We start from the raw sequence: 15,961 nt of genomic DNA, 5'->3' as shown, positions 1-15,961 counted from the left end.
TGCGCTCAGGCCGGCTGGCAACGCTCCATCCAGCGCTCCAGCCCCGCGCGGTCGCGAGCGCGCAGCAGGCTGCCGCACCGGCCGCGCAGGGTGGCCAGGTCGTGCGCGCGGATCACCTGGCGCAGCTCCAGCAGCGTACCGGGATGCAGGCTGAACTCCTGCAGGCCCATTGCCAGCAGCAACGGGGCGAACACCGGGTCGCCGGCCATCTCGCCGCACACCGACACCGGGATACCGCGTGCCTGCGCCTGCCGGATCACGTCGCGCATCAGCCGGACGACCGCGGGGTGGAGCGGCGTATAGAGCTCGCCGAGCGCCTCGTTGATGCGGTCGGCGGCCAGCAGGTACTGCACCAGGTCGTTGGTGCCGATCGACAGGAAGTCGACGATGTCGATGAAACTGCCGAGCGCGATCGCGGCCGCCGGCACCTCGATCATTGCGCCGATGTCGACGGCGTCGGCAATGGCATGTCCTTCGCCGCGAAGTTCAGTGGAAACGCGAGCGATCTCCCGACGCACGCCTTCGATCTCGGCGCGGTCGCTGACCATCGGCAGCAGGATGCGGAGGGGGCCATAGCCCGACGCGCGCAGCAGTGCCCGGAGCTGGGTCTCCATCACCTCGGGCCGGGCGAGCGACAGGCGGATGCCGCGCAGGCCCATCGCCGGGTTGGGCTCGTCGCGCAGCGCCAGGCCGGTACGGTCGGCCTTGTCCGCGCCCAGGTCGACGGTGCGGATCGTCACGGTGCGGCCGGTCATGCCCAGCACCAGGTCGCGGTAGGCGCGGAACTGCTCCTCTTCGTCCGGCAACTCACTGCGCTGCAGGTAGAGGAATTCGGTGCGATACAGACCGATGCCCGCCGCTCCGAGCGCGTGGGCCTCGGCCACGTCCTCGCGTGATTCGGCGTTCGCGTAGAGCTTGATGTCGACGCCGTCGCGCGTGCGGGTCGGCTCGCGGCGCAGCCGGTGCAACTGCTTGCGCTCGCGCTTGTAGTCGCGGACCCGCCCCCGGTGCTCGCGCAGGTCTTCGGCATTCGGCTCGAGCACGACCAGCCCGCTCGCGCCGTCGATCATCAGGGTGTCGCCGTCGTTGAGCTTCTGCAGCACCACGTTCGGCGCACCGACCACCATCGGCAGGTGCAGGCTCCTCGCGAGGATGGCGCTGTGCGAGAGGTGGCTGCCGGTCGTCGTCACGATGCCCATCACGCCCTGCGCCTGAAGCTGCGCGATCTCCGCGGGCGCCACGGTGTCGGTGACCAGGATGTCGCCCGCGACGCCCTTCAGCTCGCCCTCGTGGCGGTGCAGCGCCGCGTGGACGCGTCCGATCACCTGGTCGATGTCCTCGATCCGGCTCCGGAAATAGGCGTCGTCCATCTCCTGGAAGACCGAGGCGATGCGGTCGCGCTGCAGTCGCAACGCGTAGTCGGCGGAGTAGTGCCCGGTCCGGATCAGGTCGTCCAGGCCCTGGAGCAGTTCAGGATCGTCGAGCAGCAGGGAGTGGAGGTCCAGGAACTCGCCGACCTCATGCGCGAGCGCGCCGTGCAGGCGCTCGCGGAGCTCCTGCATCTCCGTGCGGACGGTATCGACCGCGGCATGCAGGCGTGCCAGTTCGCGTTCGATCGCGTCGTCGGGGATCAGCTCCTCGTCGACCTCGAGTGCATGCGGGAGACGCACGCGCACGCGGCCGAGCACGCTGCCGCGCGAGGCCCCGTTGCCGTTGAATGCCTGCCGCACCCGGACCGCCCGCTCAGTTGTCTTCGTCGAAGCGGCGTTCGAACAACGCGACGATCGCGTCCGCTGCCGCCGTCTCGTCTTCGCCGTCGACGCGCAACTTGACCGGCGTGCCCTGTCCGGCGGCCAGCAGCATCACCCCCATGATGCTTTTCGCGTTGACCTCGCGGCCCTTGGCGGTGAGCGTGGCATTGCTGCGGAAGGCGGACAGCACCTGCACGAGTTTGGCGGTGGCGCGCGCGTGCAGGCCCAGGCGGTTGGAGACGGTCAGTTCGCGTTCGATCATGGGGGAGTCCTCGGGCCGTCCTCGGGTCAGGCGTCGTCCAGGATGACGCCATTGCGTGCGCCGGCCGAAGCAACCGCCGGCAGTGCGTCCAGTTCAAGTTCCGCGTAGTTCAGCACCCGCAGCAGCATCGGCAGGCTGAGCGAGGACACCCGTCGGACCGGCGTGCCCAGATGGGCCACCCGGGCGGCGAGGTTGCTGGGGCTGGACCCGTACAGGTCGGTCAGGACCAGCACGCCATCACCACCGTCCACGCGGCGCAGGGCCGCGCTGGCCCGCGGCAGCAGGGCGTCCGGGTCCGCGTCGAAGGGGACCTCGAAGGCTTCCGTCTTCAGCGGCAGGGGGCTGATCAGGCGCGCGGCCACGGCCAGCAGGGCGGTGCCGATGCCTTCATGGGTGACGAGGAGGATGCCGACGCTCATGGCCACAAGTTAGCAGAGGCCGGTGACACGCCGGTAGCGATGGCGCGGTGGGGGTGGCGGAAACCGGCGTCAGTCCAGTTCCCGGTGATGGATGGCGACCTCTTCCCAGCCGTTCTGGCGTGCACGGGCGGCCATGACCTCGGCGAGGTAGACGGACCGGTGGCGACCGCCGCTGCATCCGAACGCCACCGTCACGTAGCTGCGGGTGGTGTCCGTGGTCATGCGGGGCAACCAGGTGTCGAGGAGGCCCCCCACCTGCTCGACATACAGGCGGACCTCTTCCTGGCCCTCCAGGTGCTCGCGGATGGCGGAGTCGCGACCGGACAGCGGCCGGAGACCCGGGTCCCAGTGCGGATTGGGCAGGCCACGCGCATCGAAGACGAAGTCCGCGTCCGGCGGCAGCCCGTGGCGGTAGGCGAAGGATTCGAAGAGCAGCGACACCGTCCCGTCGTCGCCGAGGCCGAACTCGGTGATCACGCGACGGCGCAGCTGGTGGACGTTCATGTCGCTGGTGTCGATGACCAGGTCGGCGAGGCGTCGCAACGGGCGCGAGACCTGCCGCTCCAGGGAGATCGCGTCGACCAGTGGCAGGCCGAGGCGACTGAGGGGGTGTCGCCGGCGGGTGTCGGCGTAACGCCGCAGCAGCACGGTATCGTTGCTGTCGAAGTACACCAGCCTCGGGTCGAAGCCATGGGCGCCGACTTCGGCCAGCCAGTCCGGCATGTGGGCCAGGTCGTTGTGCCGGTTGCGCACGTCGATCGCGACCGCGAGCTTGGTCGGGGCGTCGTCGTGGTGGACGCTCTGGACGAACTGCGGCAGCAGGTCCGCCGGCAGGTTGTCCACGCAGTAATAGCCCAGGTCCTCCAGTGTCTTCAGCGCCACCGACTTCCCCGAGCCGGAGATGCCGCTGACGATGACCAGGGTGGGTGCCAGCGAAGTGCTCACGCGTCGCCTCGTTCCAGGAAGTTGCTGTGCCGGGCGATGAACGCGGCGGCGGGATCCATGCCTTTCATGCGCAGGCTGTGCAGGCGGGTGGCGGCCTCGGCCAATACCGCCAGGTTGCGGCCGGGCATCACCGGCAAGGTAATGGTCGGCACGTCGAGGTCCACGATGCGGCGCGTGCCGCTGTCCCCGGTGAGGCGCTCGATGCCGGCCGGCATCGGCTCCTGCATCGGCTTGGTCAGGTGGATCACCAGCCGCAGGTACTTGTTGCTCTTGATCGCGGTGTCGCCGAACATCTCGCGGATGTTGAGGACGCCCAGTCCGCGCACTTCCAGCAGGTCCTGCAGCATCTCCGGGCAGGTGCCGTCGAGCACGTCGGGCGCGATCTGGGTGAACTCGGGCGCATCGTCGGCGACCAGCCGGTGGCCGCGGGTGACCAGCTCAAGCGCCAGTTCGCTCTTGCCCGATCCGCTTTCCCCGGTGATCAGCACGCCGATGGAATAGATTTCCATGAACACGCCATGCAGGGTCACCCGGGGCGCCAGCGTACGCGCCAGGTGGTACTGCAGGTGGTTGAGCAGTTCGTGGCCGCGTCGCGGCGAGACCCACAGCGGCGTATCCGACTCCTCGGCGGCGTCGCGGAGGTCCTCCGGGCAGGCCTGCTGCTTGCTGATCACCATCGCGAGCGGGCGGTACTGGATGATCTTCTCGATCGTCTCCCAGCGTTGCCGCGAATCCAGGGAGTCCAGCCACGTCAGCTCCTCCGTGCCGAGGATCTGCACCTTGTTCGGATAGATCGTGTTGAGGTAACCCGCCAGCGAGGGCCGGCGCGCCACGGTGTGGACCGCTTCCAGGACACGCTGGCTCCCGGCCTCGCCCGCGAGCCAGCGAAGCCCGAGGCGCTCGCGTTGCTGTTCGAACAATTCGGCGGCGTTGATGCTTGCGGTGGTCATGCCCTGGCCCCCCTCGGCCCCTGGCGTTGCGCGCGCGCGATGCTCACGCGGCGCTGGAAACGGCGGCGCCCTGCGGGTCGGCCTGCAACAGCAGCCGTGCTAGCGCACGCTGCGAGCCCGCGCGACGCAGCGCGGAACAGAACGCCGGGTCCGCGAAGCGCTCAGCGATGGCAGCGAGCCGCCTGAGGTGCCGCTGGACCTGGCCATCGTCGACCACCATGGCGAACACCAGGTCCACCGCACGCTGGTCGGCGGCATGGAAGTCGAGGGCGCGCGGCAGCTTCAGGAACACGCCGATGTCCTCCTCGAGCCCCGGCTGGCGCGCATGCGGCAGCGCGAGGCCGAAGCCGATCCCGGTGCTGGCCAGCGCCTCGCGCTCCCGCAGTGCCTGGCGCAACAGGGCTGCGTCCAGGCCACTGTGGCGCGCCAGATGGGAGGCCGCAAGGTCGATGGCATCGTCGCGCGTGGCCGGGCCGGGTGCGTCGACCAGCACCACTCGGCCACTGTCGAGCAGGGGGCGGAAAGGCATGGTCAGGCGTCGGGCGTTCCGATGCGGGCGAGGCTCTCGCCGCGATGGTGGTCGACCTGCTTTTCCTTGTGCTTCATCACCAGCCGGTCCAGCTTGTCGGCCAGCAGGTCGATCGCGGCGTACATGTCCACGGCGGTGGCGTCCGCATGCAGGGTACGGCCGGGCAGCGTGACCGTGGCCTCGGCCCGGTGTTCGGGCTTTTCCAGGCTCAGCTGCGCGCGGACTTCGAGCGGGCGTTCGTAATGGCGCTCCAGCCGGGAGAACTTGCTCTCCACGTAGTCGCGCAGGGCCGGTGTGACGTCGATCTGCTGGCCGTGGGTGTCGATACGCATCGCGAACCTCCTGCTGGGCATGGGGGGTGTATACAGCATCGCATGTCGGGCGCGGGCCGGGTGAGGCCCGCGACCCCGGCCTCCAGAGTAGTGCGCGGCGCAGGGGGCGTATTCACCGTGTCGTCACGCGATGCGGACGCGCTCCTGGGAAGACGGGATGTTCATCGCCTCACGGTACTTCGCGACGGTACGGCGCGCCACGGGGACACCGGTGGACTTGAGCGAGGCGGCCAGCCGTGCGTCCGACAGCGGCTTGCGCGGATCCTCGGAGTCGATCAGCTGGCGGATCATCGCCTGGATCGCCGTGCTCGAGGACTCGCCACCGCTGTCGTTGCTCACCCCGGATGCGAAGAAGCCGCGCAGCGGGATGGTGCCGCGCGGGGTGCGCGCGTACTTGCGCGCGATGGCGCGGGACACGGTGGACTCGTGCATGCCGATCTCGGCCGCCACCTCGCGCAGGGTCAGCGGTCGCAACGCGCTGTCCCCGAACTCGAGGAAACCCGCCTGCTGTTTGACCAGGCACTGCGCGACCTTCAGCAGCGTCTCGCCGCGCGCTTCAAGGCTTTTCAACAGCCAGCGTGCTTCCTGCAGGTGGCCGCGCAGGTAGCTCGCATCCTCGGGACGTGCCCCGCGGATCATGCCCTCATAGCCTCGATGGATGCCGATGCGCGGGCGCATGCTGTCGGACAGCGATACGCGCCACAGGCCGTGCTGGCGCCAGATCACGACGTCGGGGGCGACATAGGTGTCATGGTCGGTCGCGCCGATCTGCGAGCCCGGCCGGGGGTCCAGCGAACGCAACAGCTGAACGGCCACCTCGGCCTCTGCGACGTCCAGCTTCATTTCGCTGGCCAGCCCCTCGACCCCCACTTTCGCCAGGCGCTGCAGCGGCCCGTTGGCGAGGACGTGGGCGAGGCTGCGTCCGGGCGTGGAGGCGGGCAGGGCGTCGAGTTGCAGGCGCAGGCACTCGCCGAGGTCGCGGGCGCCGACACCCGCCGGGTCGAAACGCTGGATGGTGCGCAGGACCGCACAGACCTCGTCCTCGCGGGCCTGGATGTCGGGCGCCAGCGATTCGACGATCGCGGAGAACGGCTCGCGCAGGTAACCGTCGTCCTCGATCGCTTCGATCAGGGTCGCGCCGATCTGCCGGTCACGGGGCGACAGGGGGCTGAGATGGAGCTGCCACAGCAGGTGGTCGTGCAGGGTATCGTCGTCCACCACCTGCTCGGCCATCATTTCGGCGAGGCTGGTATCGGCCGGCCCCACGCGTTCGTACCAGGGCTCCCCGTCGCCGGGACCCCAGTCGTCGGGACCGTCCGGCTGGGCCTCGCTGCTGGGTGCATCCGCCGCGCCGGTGGGCGTGTCGCCGGGGTTGGCGCTGATCGCGGTCTCGGTCCAGTCCAGCAGCGGGTTGCTCTCGACCGCCTCGATCAGTTCCAGCTCGAGTTCCGCGGCGGACAGCTGCAAAAGCCGTATGGCCTGACGCAACTGCGGCGTCATGACCAGATTCTGTCCCAACGAGGTCTGGAGGCGGGGTTTCATGTCCTGTCGCGACGGTGCATGGCCTGACGGTAACGGCGGGTCCGACCTCTCCACGGGACCGGCCGACCGGCGGCACCCCGGGGTCCCCGGACGGGGAGGGGTATCGACGGCCCGGGCCCGACGGCGCGACCGCAGCGTTACAGGCGGAAAGTTTCCCCAAGGTACACGCGACGCACGTCCGGATTGGCCAGCAGCGCGTCCGGCGCCCCCTGTGCGAGCACGCTGCCTTCATTCAGGATATACGCGCGGTCGCAGATTCCCAAGGTTTCGCGGACATTGTGGTCGGTGATCAGCACGCCGATGCCGCGATTCTTGAGGTGGCTCACGATCCGCTGGATCTCGCCGACCGAAATCGGGTCGACGCCGGCGAAGGGTTCGTCCAGCAACATCAGGCGCGGCTGCGCGGCCAGCGCGCGGGCGATCTCGACCCGCCGGCGCTCACCGCCCGACAGGCTGGCGCCCGGCTGGTCCGCCACGTGCGTGACCTGCAATTCGTCCATCAGGCTGGCGAGTTCGCGTTCGCGACCGGCCTTGTCCAGGTCCGCCCGCAGCTCGAGCACCAGGCGGATGTTGTCCGCGACGTTGAGCTTGCGGAACACCGAGGGCTCCTGGGGGAGGTAGCCCACGCCGAACTTGGCGCGCGCGTACATCGGCTCGCCCGTGATGTCCTTGCCGTCCAGCGTGATGCGCCCGGCGTCCGCGGGCACCAGGCCGACGATCATGTAGAAGCAGGTCGTCTTCCCCGCGCCGTTGGGGCCCAGCAGGCCCACGACCTCGCCTGCCTCGAGGCTCAGGCCGAAGTCCTTGACGACCTCGCGCGATCGATAGGCCTTGCGCAGGCCTTCGGCGACCAGCATCAGCCGCCCTCCGACCCGTTGGTGGGCCGCGGCGCGCGATTGGGCACCAGGCGCAGGTTGACCCGGCCGCCTTCCGATGCGTTCCCGGACGCCTGCACGCGGCCGGTGCCCATGTTGTAGACGACCTTGGGGCCGTTCATCGTGTTGCCGCGCTGTTTCACCACGACGTTGCCGGTCAGGGTGACGATGTCGGTGTCGAGGTCATAGTCGACCCGCTGCGCATTCGCGTTGAAGGGGCTGCCGTCGTCCATTTCCTGGGTGAGGGTGGCCGGGCTGCCGGTCAGCACCACGCGGGTGGGCTCGCTGCCACGGAGTGTCACCTCGGCGCGGGCCGACCGGATGTCGAGCGTCCCCTGGGTGATCACCACGTCGCCGCTAAACGTCGACGGGCCACTATCGTTCAGGGCGTGCTCGATGGTCTGGGCATTGATGTCCATCGGCTTGTCCCGGTCCGACGAACGTGCGAGTCCCTCCGTCGGCGCGGCAAGCAGGGCCAGCAGCAGCGTCGCGGCGAGGCTAGCGGGTGTTCTCATAGCGGGTCCGGGTGTCCTTCAGGGTGATCTGGTTGCGCTCGAGGTCGGCGACCAGCTCGCGCCCGTTCATTATGAGGCCGGGCTGGGTGACCGTCACTTTAACGGGGGAGGTGGCACGCCGGGCTTCGGGGAAGACGTCGAGCTGCTCGGTCGCGATGCGGGTGGGGGTCTCGTCGTCCTTCGCGCCGTTGACGGCCTCCACCTCGTCGCGCAGCCGGATTTCGTCGCCGGCGGCGCTGACCCAGCCGGTGCGGGACCGCACTTCCCAGGGGTGTCCGCCTTCCTCTTTCGAGGGGATCACGAACACCGGGGTGATGATGTCCAGGGTCTTGCTGTCGGGGTCCCGTTCCAGCCGCGGCGCGCGCAGGGTGAAGGACTCCTGGCCCTCGCTGTCGAGCGCGATCAGCTCGAAGTCGTTGAGGATGTAGTCCGGGGGGCTGTCGGCGGCACCGGTCGCGGGGCCGCGATCGCGCTGGTTCCACAATGCCCAGCCGGCGAGCAGGGCGCCGGCCAGCAGAGCCAGTGTCGTGAGGGTGCGCCAGTTCATGCGCGGCGGCCGTCGCTGGCAGGGCCGCCTGTGCTGCCGGCGATGTCCGCGAGGAGGGCCTCCGCATGGCCCTGCGCCGCCAGCAGCAGGTCGCAGAACTCGCGTGCGGCACCACGCCCGGCAAGGGCGCGCGTGCGCCAGTGGACGCGCTCACGCATCCACGGGTGGGCATCGGCGGGCGCCGCGGAAAACCCCACGTGCGGGATGACCTTCAGGTCGGGCAGGTCGTCTCCCATGAACGACACCGCCTCCATGCCGATGCCGAGGCGGTCGGCGATCGCCTGCACGCAGGCATGTTTGTCCTTCACCCCGGTGTGGGCCTCCACGCCCAGCTCCTCGGCGCGGCGCTCGGCTACGGCGCTCGCACGCGCGGTCACGAACGCGACGGCGATCCCGGACCGGCGCAGCATCACCAGCCCCAGGCCGTCGTGGACATGGAATGCCTTCAGCTCGCGGCCGTCGCTGTCGAAACCCAGGCGCCCGTCGGTCAGGGTGCCGTCGACGTCGAAGCAGGCCAGGCGCACGCGCGCGGCGCGTTCGCGGATATCGGCGGGGTAGTCGTTCAAGTGGCTGTAGGGCATGGACGGGTTACACCACGCGGGCGCGCAACAGGTCGTGAATGTTCAGCGCGCCGACCACCTTGCCGGTCGCGTCGACGACGAGCAGGCCGCTGATCTTGTGGGTTTCCATGAGCCGCGCGGCCTCGACCGCGAGTGCGTCGGCGCCGATGGTCTTGGGCGAGCGGGTCATGACATCGCGGATGCGCGCGCCGCGGATGTCGACGTTGGCGTCGTCGAGGGTGCGGCGCAGGTCGCCATCGGTGAACAGCCCGAGCAGGTGGCCGTCGGCATCGACGATCGCGGTCATGCCCAGGCGCTTGTGGCTCATCTCCACCAGCGCCTCGCTCAGGCTGGCGTCCTCGCGGACACGCGGCACGTCGTCGCCGGCATGCATTACGTCGGTGATGTGCAGGAGCAGGCGACGGCCCAGCGACCCCGCCGGATGTGAGCGGGCGAAGTCGTCGGCGGTGAAGCCGCGCGCCTCCAGCAGCGCGACCGCGAGGGCGTCGCCCATGGCCAGCGCCGCGGTGGTGCTGGAGGTGGGGGCGAGGTCGAGCGGACAGGCTTCGGCGGGCACGGTCACGTCGAGGTGGACGTCGGCCTCGGTGGCGAGCGTGGAGCCCGGTCGGCCCGTCATCGCGATCAGCGGATTGCCCTGGCGCTTGAGGACCGGCAGCAGCATCAGCACCTCGTCGCTTTCGCCGGAGTTGGACAGCGCGAGGACCACGTCGGCATCGGTGACCATGCCGAGGTCGCCATGGCCGGCTTCGCCCGGGTGGACGAAGAAGGCGGGCGTACCGGTGGAGGCGAGGGTCGCGGCGATCTTGCGGGCGACATGCCCGGACTTGCCCATCCCGGTGCACACCACGCGGCCCGGCGCCTGCAGGACCAACCCGCATGCACGGGCGAAGGCGTCGCCGATACGCGCCCCGACCGCCGCGAGGGCCTGGCCTTCGACCTCGAAGACGCGCCGGCCCGCTTCGGCCAGCTGGCCGGGGGCGAACGTGATGGCGGGACGGACGGGCGTGGGGGACGCGGCCATTCGACGGATTCCCTGTGTCGGGATTGGTGGGGGACAGCGATTGGGCTACGCTAATCCGTCAATTCTAGGCGGTTCCGGAGCGCTTTGCCCGAAGTCGCCGGTCCGCCGCGTGGCGTGCGGACGCTCCCTTCCGCTCCGCCGGTCCCGCCGCCCAGTCGGGCCGGCCCCGTGCATTCCCAGAGGTATCGCGTGGATCCCAGCACCATCCAGTCTTTGATCGAAGGGGGCCTGCCCGGCGCCCGCGCCGAGGTGCGTGGCGACGACGGCGTGCATTTCGAGGCCACCGTGGTCTGCGAGGCCTTCCGGGGCAAGCTGCCGCTCGCCCGTCATCGCCTGGTCTACGCCACCCTCGGCGACCGCATGGGCGGGGAGATCCACGCCCTGGCACTGAAGACGCTGACCCCGGAAGAGGCGGGCTGAGCGCATGCAGAAGATCATCGTCCAGGGCGGTCGCCCATTGCATGGCGACGTCCACATCTCCGGCGCCAAGAACGCCGTGCTGCCGATCCTGTGCGCGACCCTGCTCGCCGACGGCCCGGTCGAGATCGGAAATGTCCCGCATCTGCACGACGTGGTCACCACGGTGAAGCTGCTGGGCGAACTGGGGGCGGGCATCACCGTCGACGAGGGCACGCTGTGCCGGGGCAGCGGGATCACGGTGGATCCGACCACCGTGCACAGCCAGGTCGCCTCCTACGAGCTTGTGAAGACCATGCGCGCTTCGGTCCTGGTGCTCGGCCCGCTGCTGGCGAAATACGGCCATGCGGAGGTCTCGCTGCCCGGTGGCTGCGCGATCGGTTCGCGTCCGGTCGACCTGCACATCAAGGGCCTGCAGGCGTTGGGCGCCGAGATCGTCGTCGAAGGCGGCTTCATCAAGGCCCGTGCGTCCCGCCTGAAGGGTGCACGACATGTTTTCGACATGGTCAGCGTGGGCGCGACCGAGAACGTATTGATGGCCGCGACACTGGCGGAAGGCGAATCCGTGCTGGAAAACGCCGCCATGGAGCCTGAGATCGTCGACCTGGCGGAGTGCCTGAAGGCGATGGGCGCGCGCATCGAGGGCGCGGGCAGCAACCGCATCCTCGTCCAGGGCGTCGACCGCCTCCAGGGCGGGCGCCACGACGTGGTGCCCGACCGCATCGAGACCGGCACCTTCCTGGTGGCCGGGGCCATGAGCGGGGGGCGCATCACGGCCCATCGCACCCGCCCGGACACGCTGGACGCGGTGCTGGACAAGCTCAGGCAGGCGGGGGCCGACATCGGCGTGGACGCGGACCGCATCACCCTGGACATGGGCGGACGCCGGCCGGCGGCGGTCAACATCACCACGGCGCCACACCCCGGCTTCCCGACCGACATGCAGGCGCAGTTCATGGCCTTGAACTGCATCGCCGAGGGCGTGGGCGTGATCAACGAGACGATCTTCGAGAACCGCTTCATGCACGTCAACGAGCTGCTGCGGCTCGGGGCCGACATCCGTGTCGACGGCCACACCGCGGTGGTGCGCGGCGTGCCGCGCCTGTCCGGCGCACCGGTCATGGCCACGGACCTGCGGGCCTCGGCTTCGTTGATCCTGGCCGGGCTGGTGGCCGATGGCGAGACCACCATCGACCGCATCTACCACCTCGACCGCGGTTACGAGAACATCGAGGAAAAACTGTCCGCGCTGGGCGCCTCGATCCGGCGCGTGCGCTGATTCGGTGTTGCCCGCCTGGCTTCAGGCGGGTCGCCAGGACGTCATGCGCAGGTCGACGCTGTCTCCGCCGGGCTCGTGTTGCAGTATGCGCGCCGGAAAGGGGGCGCCCGGGACCAGCCATACGACCGTCTGCTTGGGGCCGTCGCCATGGAACAGCCGTATGGCATCCATGCTGCGACCGCCCACCTGGATCGTCTGGTTCGCGAGGCGCGTATAGCGCATGTTCTTGACCCGCCCGTTGTCCACGACCCGATAGGCGAGGGGACGTCCGGCCGCGACGTCCTCGACCAGACGCAGGTTCAGCAGTAACGGCTCCACGTCGCCGGGCTGTACGGGGACCGGTCCTGCCTTGCCGGGCTTGACGTCACCGGTCCAGGCGGCGCTACGCGCACTCCAGTCGAATCGCGTGGTGACGCTGCGGCTGCCCAGCGGATAGCGCATGTTCCGGGTGGCGGCGAGGGGCAGGAATGAAGTGGTCCCCGCCCGGAACACCGTGGCCTGTTCGATCCTCGCCACGCTGTTGCCCATCGCGAGCGCGTAGGTCCAGCGCCGTCCATCCTGATCGGGCCGCAGTGACATCGAGCCGCTGGCGGAGATTCCGTTGTAGGTCACCTGGTAGTGCGCCGTTGCTGCCCGGGGGGTGGCGGCCTCCGCGACGGTTGGGATGAGCGGCAGGGAGAGCAGCAGGAGCAGGAGGCGAGCATTCATGGTCGCGGCCTCAGCGCAGGGTCTTGACGGTCAGTTCCAGGGCGTCGCCGTCGCGGTTCTTCTGCACGATGCGCGCGGGGACGGGCATGCCGTCGATGATCCATGCGGTGGTTTCGCGGCGGCCGTCGTCGCCCACCACCTTGGTGGCCTCGCGCGACTGGCCCGCGATGGTGATCGTCTCGGTACCCGCATTGCGGTACTGGAGCTCCTTGACGCGGCCGTCGTCGACCATGCGGTAGTGCATCGGGGTGCCGGCGGCGAGGTCGCGGACGATCGCCAGGTTGACCATCAGGGCATCGAGGTCCCCCGGCTGCAGGGCGATCGGGCCGGCCCGGTCCGCCTTGACGTCGCCGCTCCAGCGCGCCTGGCCGGCATTCCAGTCGTAGGTGGCGGTCTTCTCGCTGCGCTTGACGAGCACCTTGTTGGTGTCGCGGTTGCTCAGCGGGCGCCACTGGTCGCCATCGACTTCGAACACGGTGACCTGGCTGAGGTCGGCGAGGGCGTTGCTGACCTCCAGGCTGTAGCGCCAGCGGCTGTCGTCCTCCGGCTGGAGGCTCATGCGGCCGTCGGCTTCCATGCCCATGTAGCGGGCGGTGTATTCGGCGTTGAAAGGCTCGAGGGCGCGCGCGGGCAGCGCAGCCACGGCCAACAGGCCGGCGAGGGCGAACATGGGAAGGCGGATGGCCAGTCGGTTCATCGCTATTGTGCTCCTGTGTAGTCCACCAGTCTGAGATCGTAGCTGTCCACGCCATCCTCGCGCTTGAGCATGCGGATGGGGGTGGGCACGCCACGCGCGACCCAGATCACTGTCTGTTCGTCGTCCCCCGGATCGGGCTGGCGGGTGACGCGCATCGCGTCGTAGCTGAGTTCGCCCACGGCCACGCTCTCGGTTTCCGCGGCGACGGCGTAGGCGTGCGGTTTGGCCCGGCCGTTGTCGACATACCGGTACCGCAGCTCGCGACCGGGCTCCGCATCGCGGATGACGGCAAGGTTGATCAACAGGCCGCTCAGGTCGCCCGGTTGCAGGGCCACCGGCGCCTCGCGGCCCTCCTTGACGTCGCCTTCCCAGACCGCCTGGCGGTTGGACCAGTCGTAGGTACCGGTGATGCGCTTGTTGTTGAACAGATGGCGGCGGACGGTGCCCTGGCTCAGCGGCAGGAAGCCCCCCGCGGTGTCCTCGAACACCGTGCTCTGCTCGGCATGGATGCCGGCGAGGCGGAACAGGCCGCGGCCGCTCATGTCCAGGTCCACCCGCCAGCGACGGGGCGCAAGCTGCACGAGCTGGAGGGTGGCCTCGCCGAGGTTCCTGCCATCGGCGATCACCTGGTAACGGGCGACGAAGGGTTCCAGCTCCCGGCCGCTCTCGACCAGGGAGGATCCGGAGACCGGTGCGATGTCGTGGATGACCGGGGCCTGCGCGGCCGCGGGCAACACGCAGGCCAGCAGGCAGGCGACCAATGCCGGGCGGAGGGAATGAGCCATGGTCATGCGAGGGGGGATCCGGCCGGCGGTTGGAGGACACCCGCGCGGTCGAGCTGGAGCGGCGCGGCAAGCGGTTGGTCCTCCCACGTGGCATGGCCGTCCTGCCAGCCGACGCGGCGCGCTGCGATGGCTTCCACCGTCGCGCGCAGCAGGGGGTGCTCGCGGGTCAGCACGCGTGCGGCGAGGGTGGCCGCATCATCGTCTTCCATCACCGGCACTTCCGCCTGCGCGATCACCGGACCGCCGTCCAGCTCCGCGGTGACGAAGTGCACGCTGGCGCCATGCCTGGAGACACCGGCGTCCAGTGCCTGCTGGTGGGTGTGCAGGCCCTTGAAAGCCGGCAGTAGCGAGGGATGGATATTGATCATGCGACCGGGACGCGCCTCGACGACGTGTGGACTCAACAGTCGCATATATCCCGCGCAGACGATGAGGTCGGGCTGAACGGCCTCGACCTGGCTGAACAGCACGTTGTCGAACGTCGCGCGGTCGTCGAAATCGCGTGGGCGCAGCGTGAAGGCGGGAATGCCGGCGTCGCGGGCGCGCTCCAGCGCACCCGCCTTCGAACGGTCTGAAAACACGCCGACGACACGGGCATCGAGCGTCCCGGCCGCGATGGCGTCGACGATCACCTGCAGGTTGCTGCCCCGGCCCGAGGCAAGCACGGCGATGCGCAGCATCGGCGTCAGCCGATCCGGACGCGTTCGCTGCCCTCGCTGGCCACCACCTCGCCGATCCGCCAGTGCGGCAGTTCGAGTCGGTCGAGGTCGGTCCCGACGGCCGCGACGCTGGCCGGATCCAGCACCAGCACGAAGCCGATACCGCAGTTGAACGTGCGCCACATCTCGGCATCTTCAACCGCGCCCTCCTGCTGCAGCCACTTGAATACGGGCGGCAACGGCCAGCTCGACGCGTCGATGTCGATGCCCAGGCCGTCCGGGATCACGCGGATGATGTTCTCGGTCAGGCCGCCGCCGGTCACGTGGGCCATGGCATGCACGTCGTGGGTGCCCAGCAGTTCGAGCACGGGCTTCACGTACAGGCGGGTCGGCGCCATCAGTGCATCGGCGAGCGCCTGGCCGTCTTCGAGGACATGGCCTGCAGGGCTGCCGGCACGCTCGTAGATCTTGCGGATCAGCGAGTAGCCGTTGGAGTGCGGGCCGGAGGAGGCGATGCCGACCAGCACGTCGCCGGCACGGGTTTTCGAACCATCGAGCAGCTTCGATTTCTCGACACCGGCCACGCAGAAGCCGGCCAGGTCGTACTCGCCGGGCGCGTACATGTCGGGCATTTCCGCCGTCTCGCCGCCGATCAGCGCGCAGCCGGACTCGGTGCAGCCGGCGGCAATGCCACCGACGACCGCCGCAGCGGTGTCGATGTCCAGCTTGCCGGTGGCGAAGTAGTCGAGGAAGAACAGCGGCTCGGCGCCCTGCACCAGCACGTCGTTCACGCACATCGCCACCAGGTCGATGCCGATGGTGTCGTGGCGGCCCAGCTGCTGCGCCAGCTTCAGCTTCGTCCCCACGCCGTCGGTGCCGGAGACCAGCACCGGCTCGCGATACTTGGCCGACAGGTCGAACAGCGCGCCGAACCCGCCCAGTCCGCCCATCACCTCGGGCCGGAAGCTGCGCTTGACCAGGGGCTTGATGCGTTCGACGAGGTCGTTGCCCGCGTCGATGTCGACGCCGGCATCACGGTAGGTCATCGGGGTCTTGGGGCTGGTCACGAGGGCGTTTCGACGGATGCAGGCGGGGCCGGCATTCTAGCAGCCGGCGCGTCCCCGGCCGGCAATGGCGATGGACGTTG

Annotated in this window: 20 protein-coding genes; 2 read left to right on the top strand and 18 right to left on the bottom strand. The window is 69.5% G+C overall.

Annotated elements, in window-relative coordinates:
* Positions 1–5: 5 nt before the first annotated feature.
* From ptsP to H4F99_RS06525, 13 genes are all read right to left on the bottom strand, one after another.
* On the bottom strand, positions 6–1,730 hold the full coding sequence (gene ptsP, locus H4F99_RS06585; RefSeq protein ID WP_182668936.1) for a phosphoenolpyruvate--protein phosphotransferase: 1,725 nt from the start codon (positions 1,728–1,730) through the stop codon (positions 6–8).
* A gap of 13 nt (positions 1,731–1,743) precedes the next feature.
* Positions 1,744–2,013: an HPr family phosphocarrier protein gene (locus H4F99_RS06580; RefSeq protein WP_182668935.1), complete on the bottom strand. Its 270-nt coding sequence runs from the start codon at positions 2,011–2,013 to the stop codon at positions 1,744–1,746.
* A 26-nt stretch (positions 2,014–2,039) separates the two neighbouring features.
* Positions 2,040–2,432 carry a PTS sugar transporter subunit IIA gene (locus tag H4F99_RS06575; RefSeq protein WP_182668934.1) on the bottom strand — a complete coding sequence of 131 codons (393 nt, stop codon included), beginning with the start codon at positions 2,430–2,432 and terminating at the stop codon, positions 2,040–2,042.
* Positions 2,433–2,501: 69 nt separating this feature from the next.
* Positions 2,502–3,377: an RNase adapter RapZ gene (gene rapZ / locus H4F99_RS06570; protein ID WP_182668933.1), complete on the bottom strand. Its 876-nt coding sequence runs from the start codon at positions 3,375–3,377 to the stop codon at positions 2,502–2,504.
* Positions 3,374–4,327, bottom strand: coding sequence for an HPr(Ser) kinase/phosphatase (gene hprK, locus H4F99_RS06565; RefSeq protein ID WP_182668932.1), 954 nt, complete (start codon positions 4,325–4,327; stop codon positions 3,374–3,376). The genes rapZ and hprK overlap by 4 nt, the downstream gene beginning before the upstream one ends.
* 43 nt (positions 4,328–4,370) lie before the next feature.
* Positions 4,371–4,856, bottom strand: a complete 486-nt coding sequence (locus tag H4F99_RS06560) for a PTS sugar transporter subunit IIA (RefSeq protein WP_182668931.1) — start codon at positions 4,854–4,856, stop codon at positions 4,371–4,373.
* 2 nt (positions 4,857–4,858) lie between these two features.
* Complete coding sequence (hpf, locus tag H4F99_RS06555; protein WP_182668930.1) at positions 4,859–5,188, bottom strand: ribosome hibernation-promoting factor, HPF/YfiA family; 330 nt, start codon at positions 5,186–5,188, stop codon at positions 4,859–4,861.
* Positions 5,189–5,311: 123 nt separating this feature from the next.
* Positions 5,312–6,730: an RNA polymerase factor sigma-54 gene (locus H4F99_RS06550; protein WP_182668929.1), complete on the bottom strand. Its 1,419-nt coding sequence runs from the start codon at positions 6,728–6,730 to the stop codon at positions 5,312–5,314.
* A 137-nt stretch (positions 6,731–6,867) separates the two neighbouring features.
* Positions 6,868–7,587: an LPS export ABC transporter ATP-binding protein gene (gene lptB, locus H4F99_RS06545; RefSeq protein ID WP_182668928.1), complete on the bottom strand. Its 720-nt coding sequence runs from the start codon at positions 7,585–7,587 to the stop codon at positions 6,868–6,870.
* Positions 7,587–8,120: a lipopolysaccharide transport periplasmic protein LptA gene (lptA, locus tag H4F99_RS06540; RefSeq protein ID WP_182668927.1), complete on the bottom strand. Its 534-nt coding sequence runs from the start codon at positions 8,118–8,120 to the stop codon at positions 7,587–7,589. The genes lptB and lptA overlap by 1 nt, the downstream gene beginning before the upstream one ends.
* Positions 8,104–8,667 carry an LPS export ABC transporter periplasmic protein LptC gene (lptC, locus tag H4F99_RS06535; protein ID WP_182668926.1) on the bottom strand — a complete coding sequence of 188 codons (564 nt, stop codon included), beginning with the start codon at positions 8,665–8,667 and terminating at the stop codon, positions 8,104–8,106. The genes lptA and lptC overlap by 17 nt, the downstream gene beginning before the upstream one ends.
* Positions 8,664–9,248, bottom strand: coding sequence for a KdsC family phosphatase (locus H4F99_RS06530; RefSeq protein ID WP_182668925.1), 585 nt, complete (start codon positions 9,246–9,248; stop codon positions 8,664–8,666). Before H4F99_RS06530 ends, lptC begins: the two co-directional genes overlap by 4 nt.
* A 7-nt stretch (positions 9,249–9,255) precedes the next feature.
* Complete coding sequence (locus H4F99_RS06525; RefSeq protein WP_182668924.1) at positions 9,256–10,269, bottom strand: KpsF/GutQ family sugar-phosphate isomerase; 1,014 nt, start codon at positions 10,267–10,269, stop codon at positions 9,256–9,258.
* A 189-nt stretch (positions 10,270–10,458) separates the two neighbouring features.
* On the opposite strand from H4F99_RS06525, the gene H4F99_RS06520 reads away from it, so the two are divergent.
* Positions 10,459–10,689, top strand: a complete 231-nt coding sequence (locus H4F99_RS06520) for a BolA/IbaG family iron-sulfur metabolism protein (protein WP_182668923.1) — start codon at positions 10,459–10,461, stop codon at positions 10,687–10,689.
* 4 nt (positions 10,690–10,693) lie between these two features.
* Entirely contained in the window at positions 10,694–11,965 is a 1,272-nt protein-coding gene (murA, locus tag H4F99_RS06515) for a UDP-N-acetylglucosamine 1-carboxyvinyltransferase (RefSeq protein ID WP_182668922.1), read from the top strand.
* 21 nt (positions 11,966–11,986) lie between these two features.
* Here murA and H4F99_RS06510 read toward each other — a convergent pair whose 3' ends face one another.
* Genes H4F99_RS06510 through purM form a run of 5 tightly spaced genes read right to left on the bottom strand, consistent with a single transcriptional unit; the run spans position 11,987 to position 15,860 of the window.
* On the bottom strand, positions 11,987–12,673 hold the full coding sequence (locus tag H4F99_RS06510) for a DUF3108 domain-containing protein (protein ID WP_182668921.1): 687 nt from the start codon (positions 12,671–12,673) through the stop codon (positions 11,987–11,989).
* A 10-nt stretch (positions 12,674–12,683) separates the two neighbouring features.
* Complete coding sequence (locus tag H4F99_RS06505; RefSeq protein WP_182668920.1) at positions 12,684–13,370, bottom strand: DUF3108 domain-containing protein; 687 nt, start codon at positions 13,368–13,370, stop codon at positions 12,684–12,686.
* Positions 13,371–13,372: 2 nt separating this feature from the next.
* Positions 13,373–14,161, bottom strand: a complete 789-nt coding sequence (locus tag H4F99_RS06500) for a DUF3108 domain-containing protein (RefSeq protein WP_182668919.1) — start codon at positions 14,159–14,161, stop codon at positions 13,373–13,375.
* Positions 14,158–14,835 carry a phosphoribosylglycinamide formyltransferase gene (gene purN / locus H4F99_RS06495; protein ID WP_182668918.1) on the bottom strand — a complete coding sequence of 226 codons (678 nt, stop codon included), beginning with the start codon at positions 14,833–14,835 and terminating at the stop codon, positions 14,158–14,160. Before purN ends, H4F99_RS06500 begins: the two co-directional genes overlap by 4 nt.
* 5 nt (positions 14,836–14,840) lie before the next feature.
* Positions 14,841–15,860, bottom strand: coding sequence for a phosphoribosylformylglycinamidine cyclo-ligase (gene purM / locus H4F99_RS06490; RefSeq protein ID WP_182669109.1), 1,020 nt, complete (start codon positions 15,858–15,860; stop codon positions 14,841–14,843).
* Between the last annotated feature and the right edge of the window lie 101 nt (positions 15,861–15,961).

It is taken from the genome of Marilutibacter penaei (genome assembly GCF_014145395.1).
Lineage (GTDB): Bacteria > Pseudomonadota > Gammaproteobacteria > Xanthomonadales > Xanthomonadaceae > Marilutibacter > Marilutibacter penaei.
The sequence above is the reverse complement of the archived record's forward strand: the minus strand, read 5'-3'. Positions and strand labels throughout refer to the sequence as shown.

Bases quoted from the DNA above. Each gene is read 5' to 3' on its own strand.
- H4F99_RS06580 (WP_182668935.1), bottom strand. From the start codon at position 2,013: ATGATCGAACGCGAACTGACCGTCTCCAACCGCCTGGGCCTGCACGCG.
- H4F99_RS06575 (WP_182668934.1), bottom strand. From the start codon at position 2,432: ATGAGCGTCGGCATCCTCCTCGTCACCCATGAAGGCATCGGCACCGCC.
- hprK (WP_182668932.1), bottom strand. From the start codon at position 4,327: ATGACCACCGCAAGCATCAACGCCGCCGAATTGTTCGAACAGCAACGC.
- H4F99_RS06560 (WP_182668931.1), bottom strand. From the start codon at position 4,856: ATGCCTTTCCGCCCCCTGCTCGACAGTGGCCGAGTGGTGCTGGTCGAC.
- hpf (WP_182668930.1), bottom strand. From the start codon at position 5,188: ATGCGTATCGACACCCACGGCCAGCAGATCGACGTCACACCGGCCCTG.
- H4F99_RS06550 (WP_182668929.1), bottom strand. From the start codon at position 6,730: ATGAAACCCCGCCTCCAGACCTCGTTGGGACAGAATCTGGTCATGACG.
- lptB (WP_182668928.1), bottom strand. From the start codon at position 7,587: ATGCTGGTCGCCGAAGGCCTGCGCAAGGCCTATCGATCGCGCGAGGTC.
- lptA (WP_182668927.1), bottom strand. From the start codon at position 8,120: ATGAGAACACCCGCTAGCCTCGCCGCGACGCTGCTGCTGGCCCTGCTT.
- lptC (WP_182668926.1), bottom strand. From the start codon at position 8,667: ATGAACTGGCGCACCCTCACGACACTGGCTCTGCTGGCCGGCGCCCTG.
- H4F99_RS06530 (WP_182668925.1), bottom strand. From the start codon at position 9,248: ATGCCCTACAGCCACTTGAACGACTACCCCGCCGATATCCGCGAACGC.
- H4F99_RS06525 (WP_182668924.1), bottom strand. From the start codon at position 10,269: ATGGCCGCGTCCCCCACGCCCGTCCGTCCCGCCATCACGTTCGCCCCC.
- murA (WP_182668922.1), top strand. From the start codon at position 10,694: ATGCAGAAGATCATCGTCCAGGGCGGTCGCCCATTGCATGGCGACGTC.
- H4F99_RS06510 (WP_182668921.1), bottom strand. From the start codon at position 12,673: ATGAATGCTCGCCTCCTGCTCCTGCTGCTCTCCCTGCCGCTCATCCCA.
- H4F99_RS06505 (WP_182668920.1), bottom strand. From the start codon at position 13,370: ATGAACCGACTGGCCATCCGCCTTCCCATGTTCGCCCTCGCCGGCCTG.
- H4F99_RS06500 (WP_182668919.1), bottom strand. From the start codon at position 14,161: ATGACCATGGCTCATTCCCTCCGCCCGGCATTGGTCGCCTGCCTGCTG.
- purN (WP_182668918.1), bottom strand. From the start codon at position 14,835: ATGCTGCGCATCGCCGTGCTTGCCTCGGGCCGGGGCAGCAACCTGCAG.
- purM (WP_182669109.1), bottom strand. From the start codon at position 15,860: ATGACCTACCGTGATGCCGGCGTCGACATCGACGCGGGCAACGACCTC.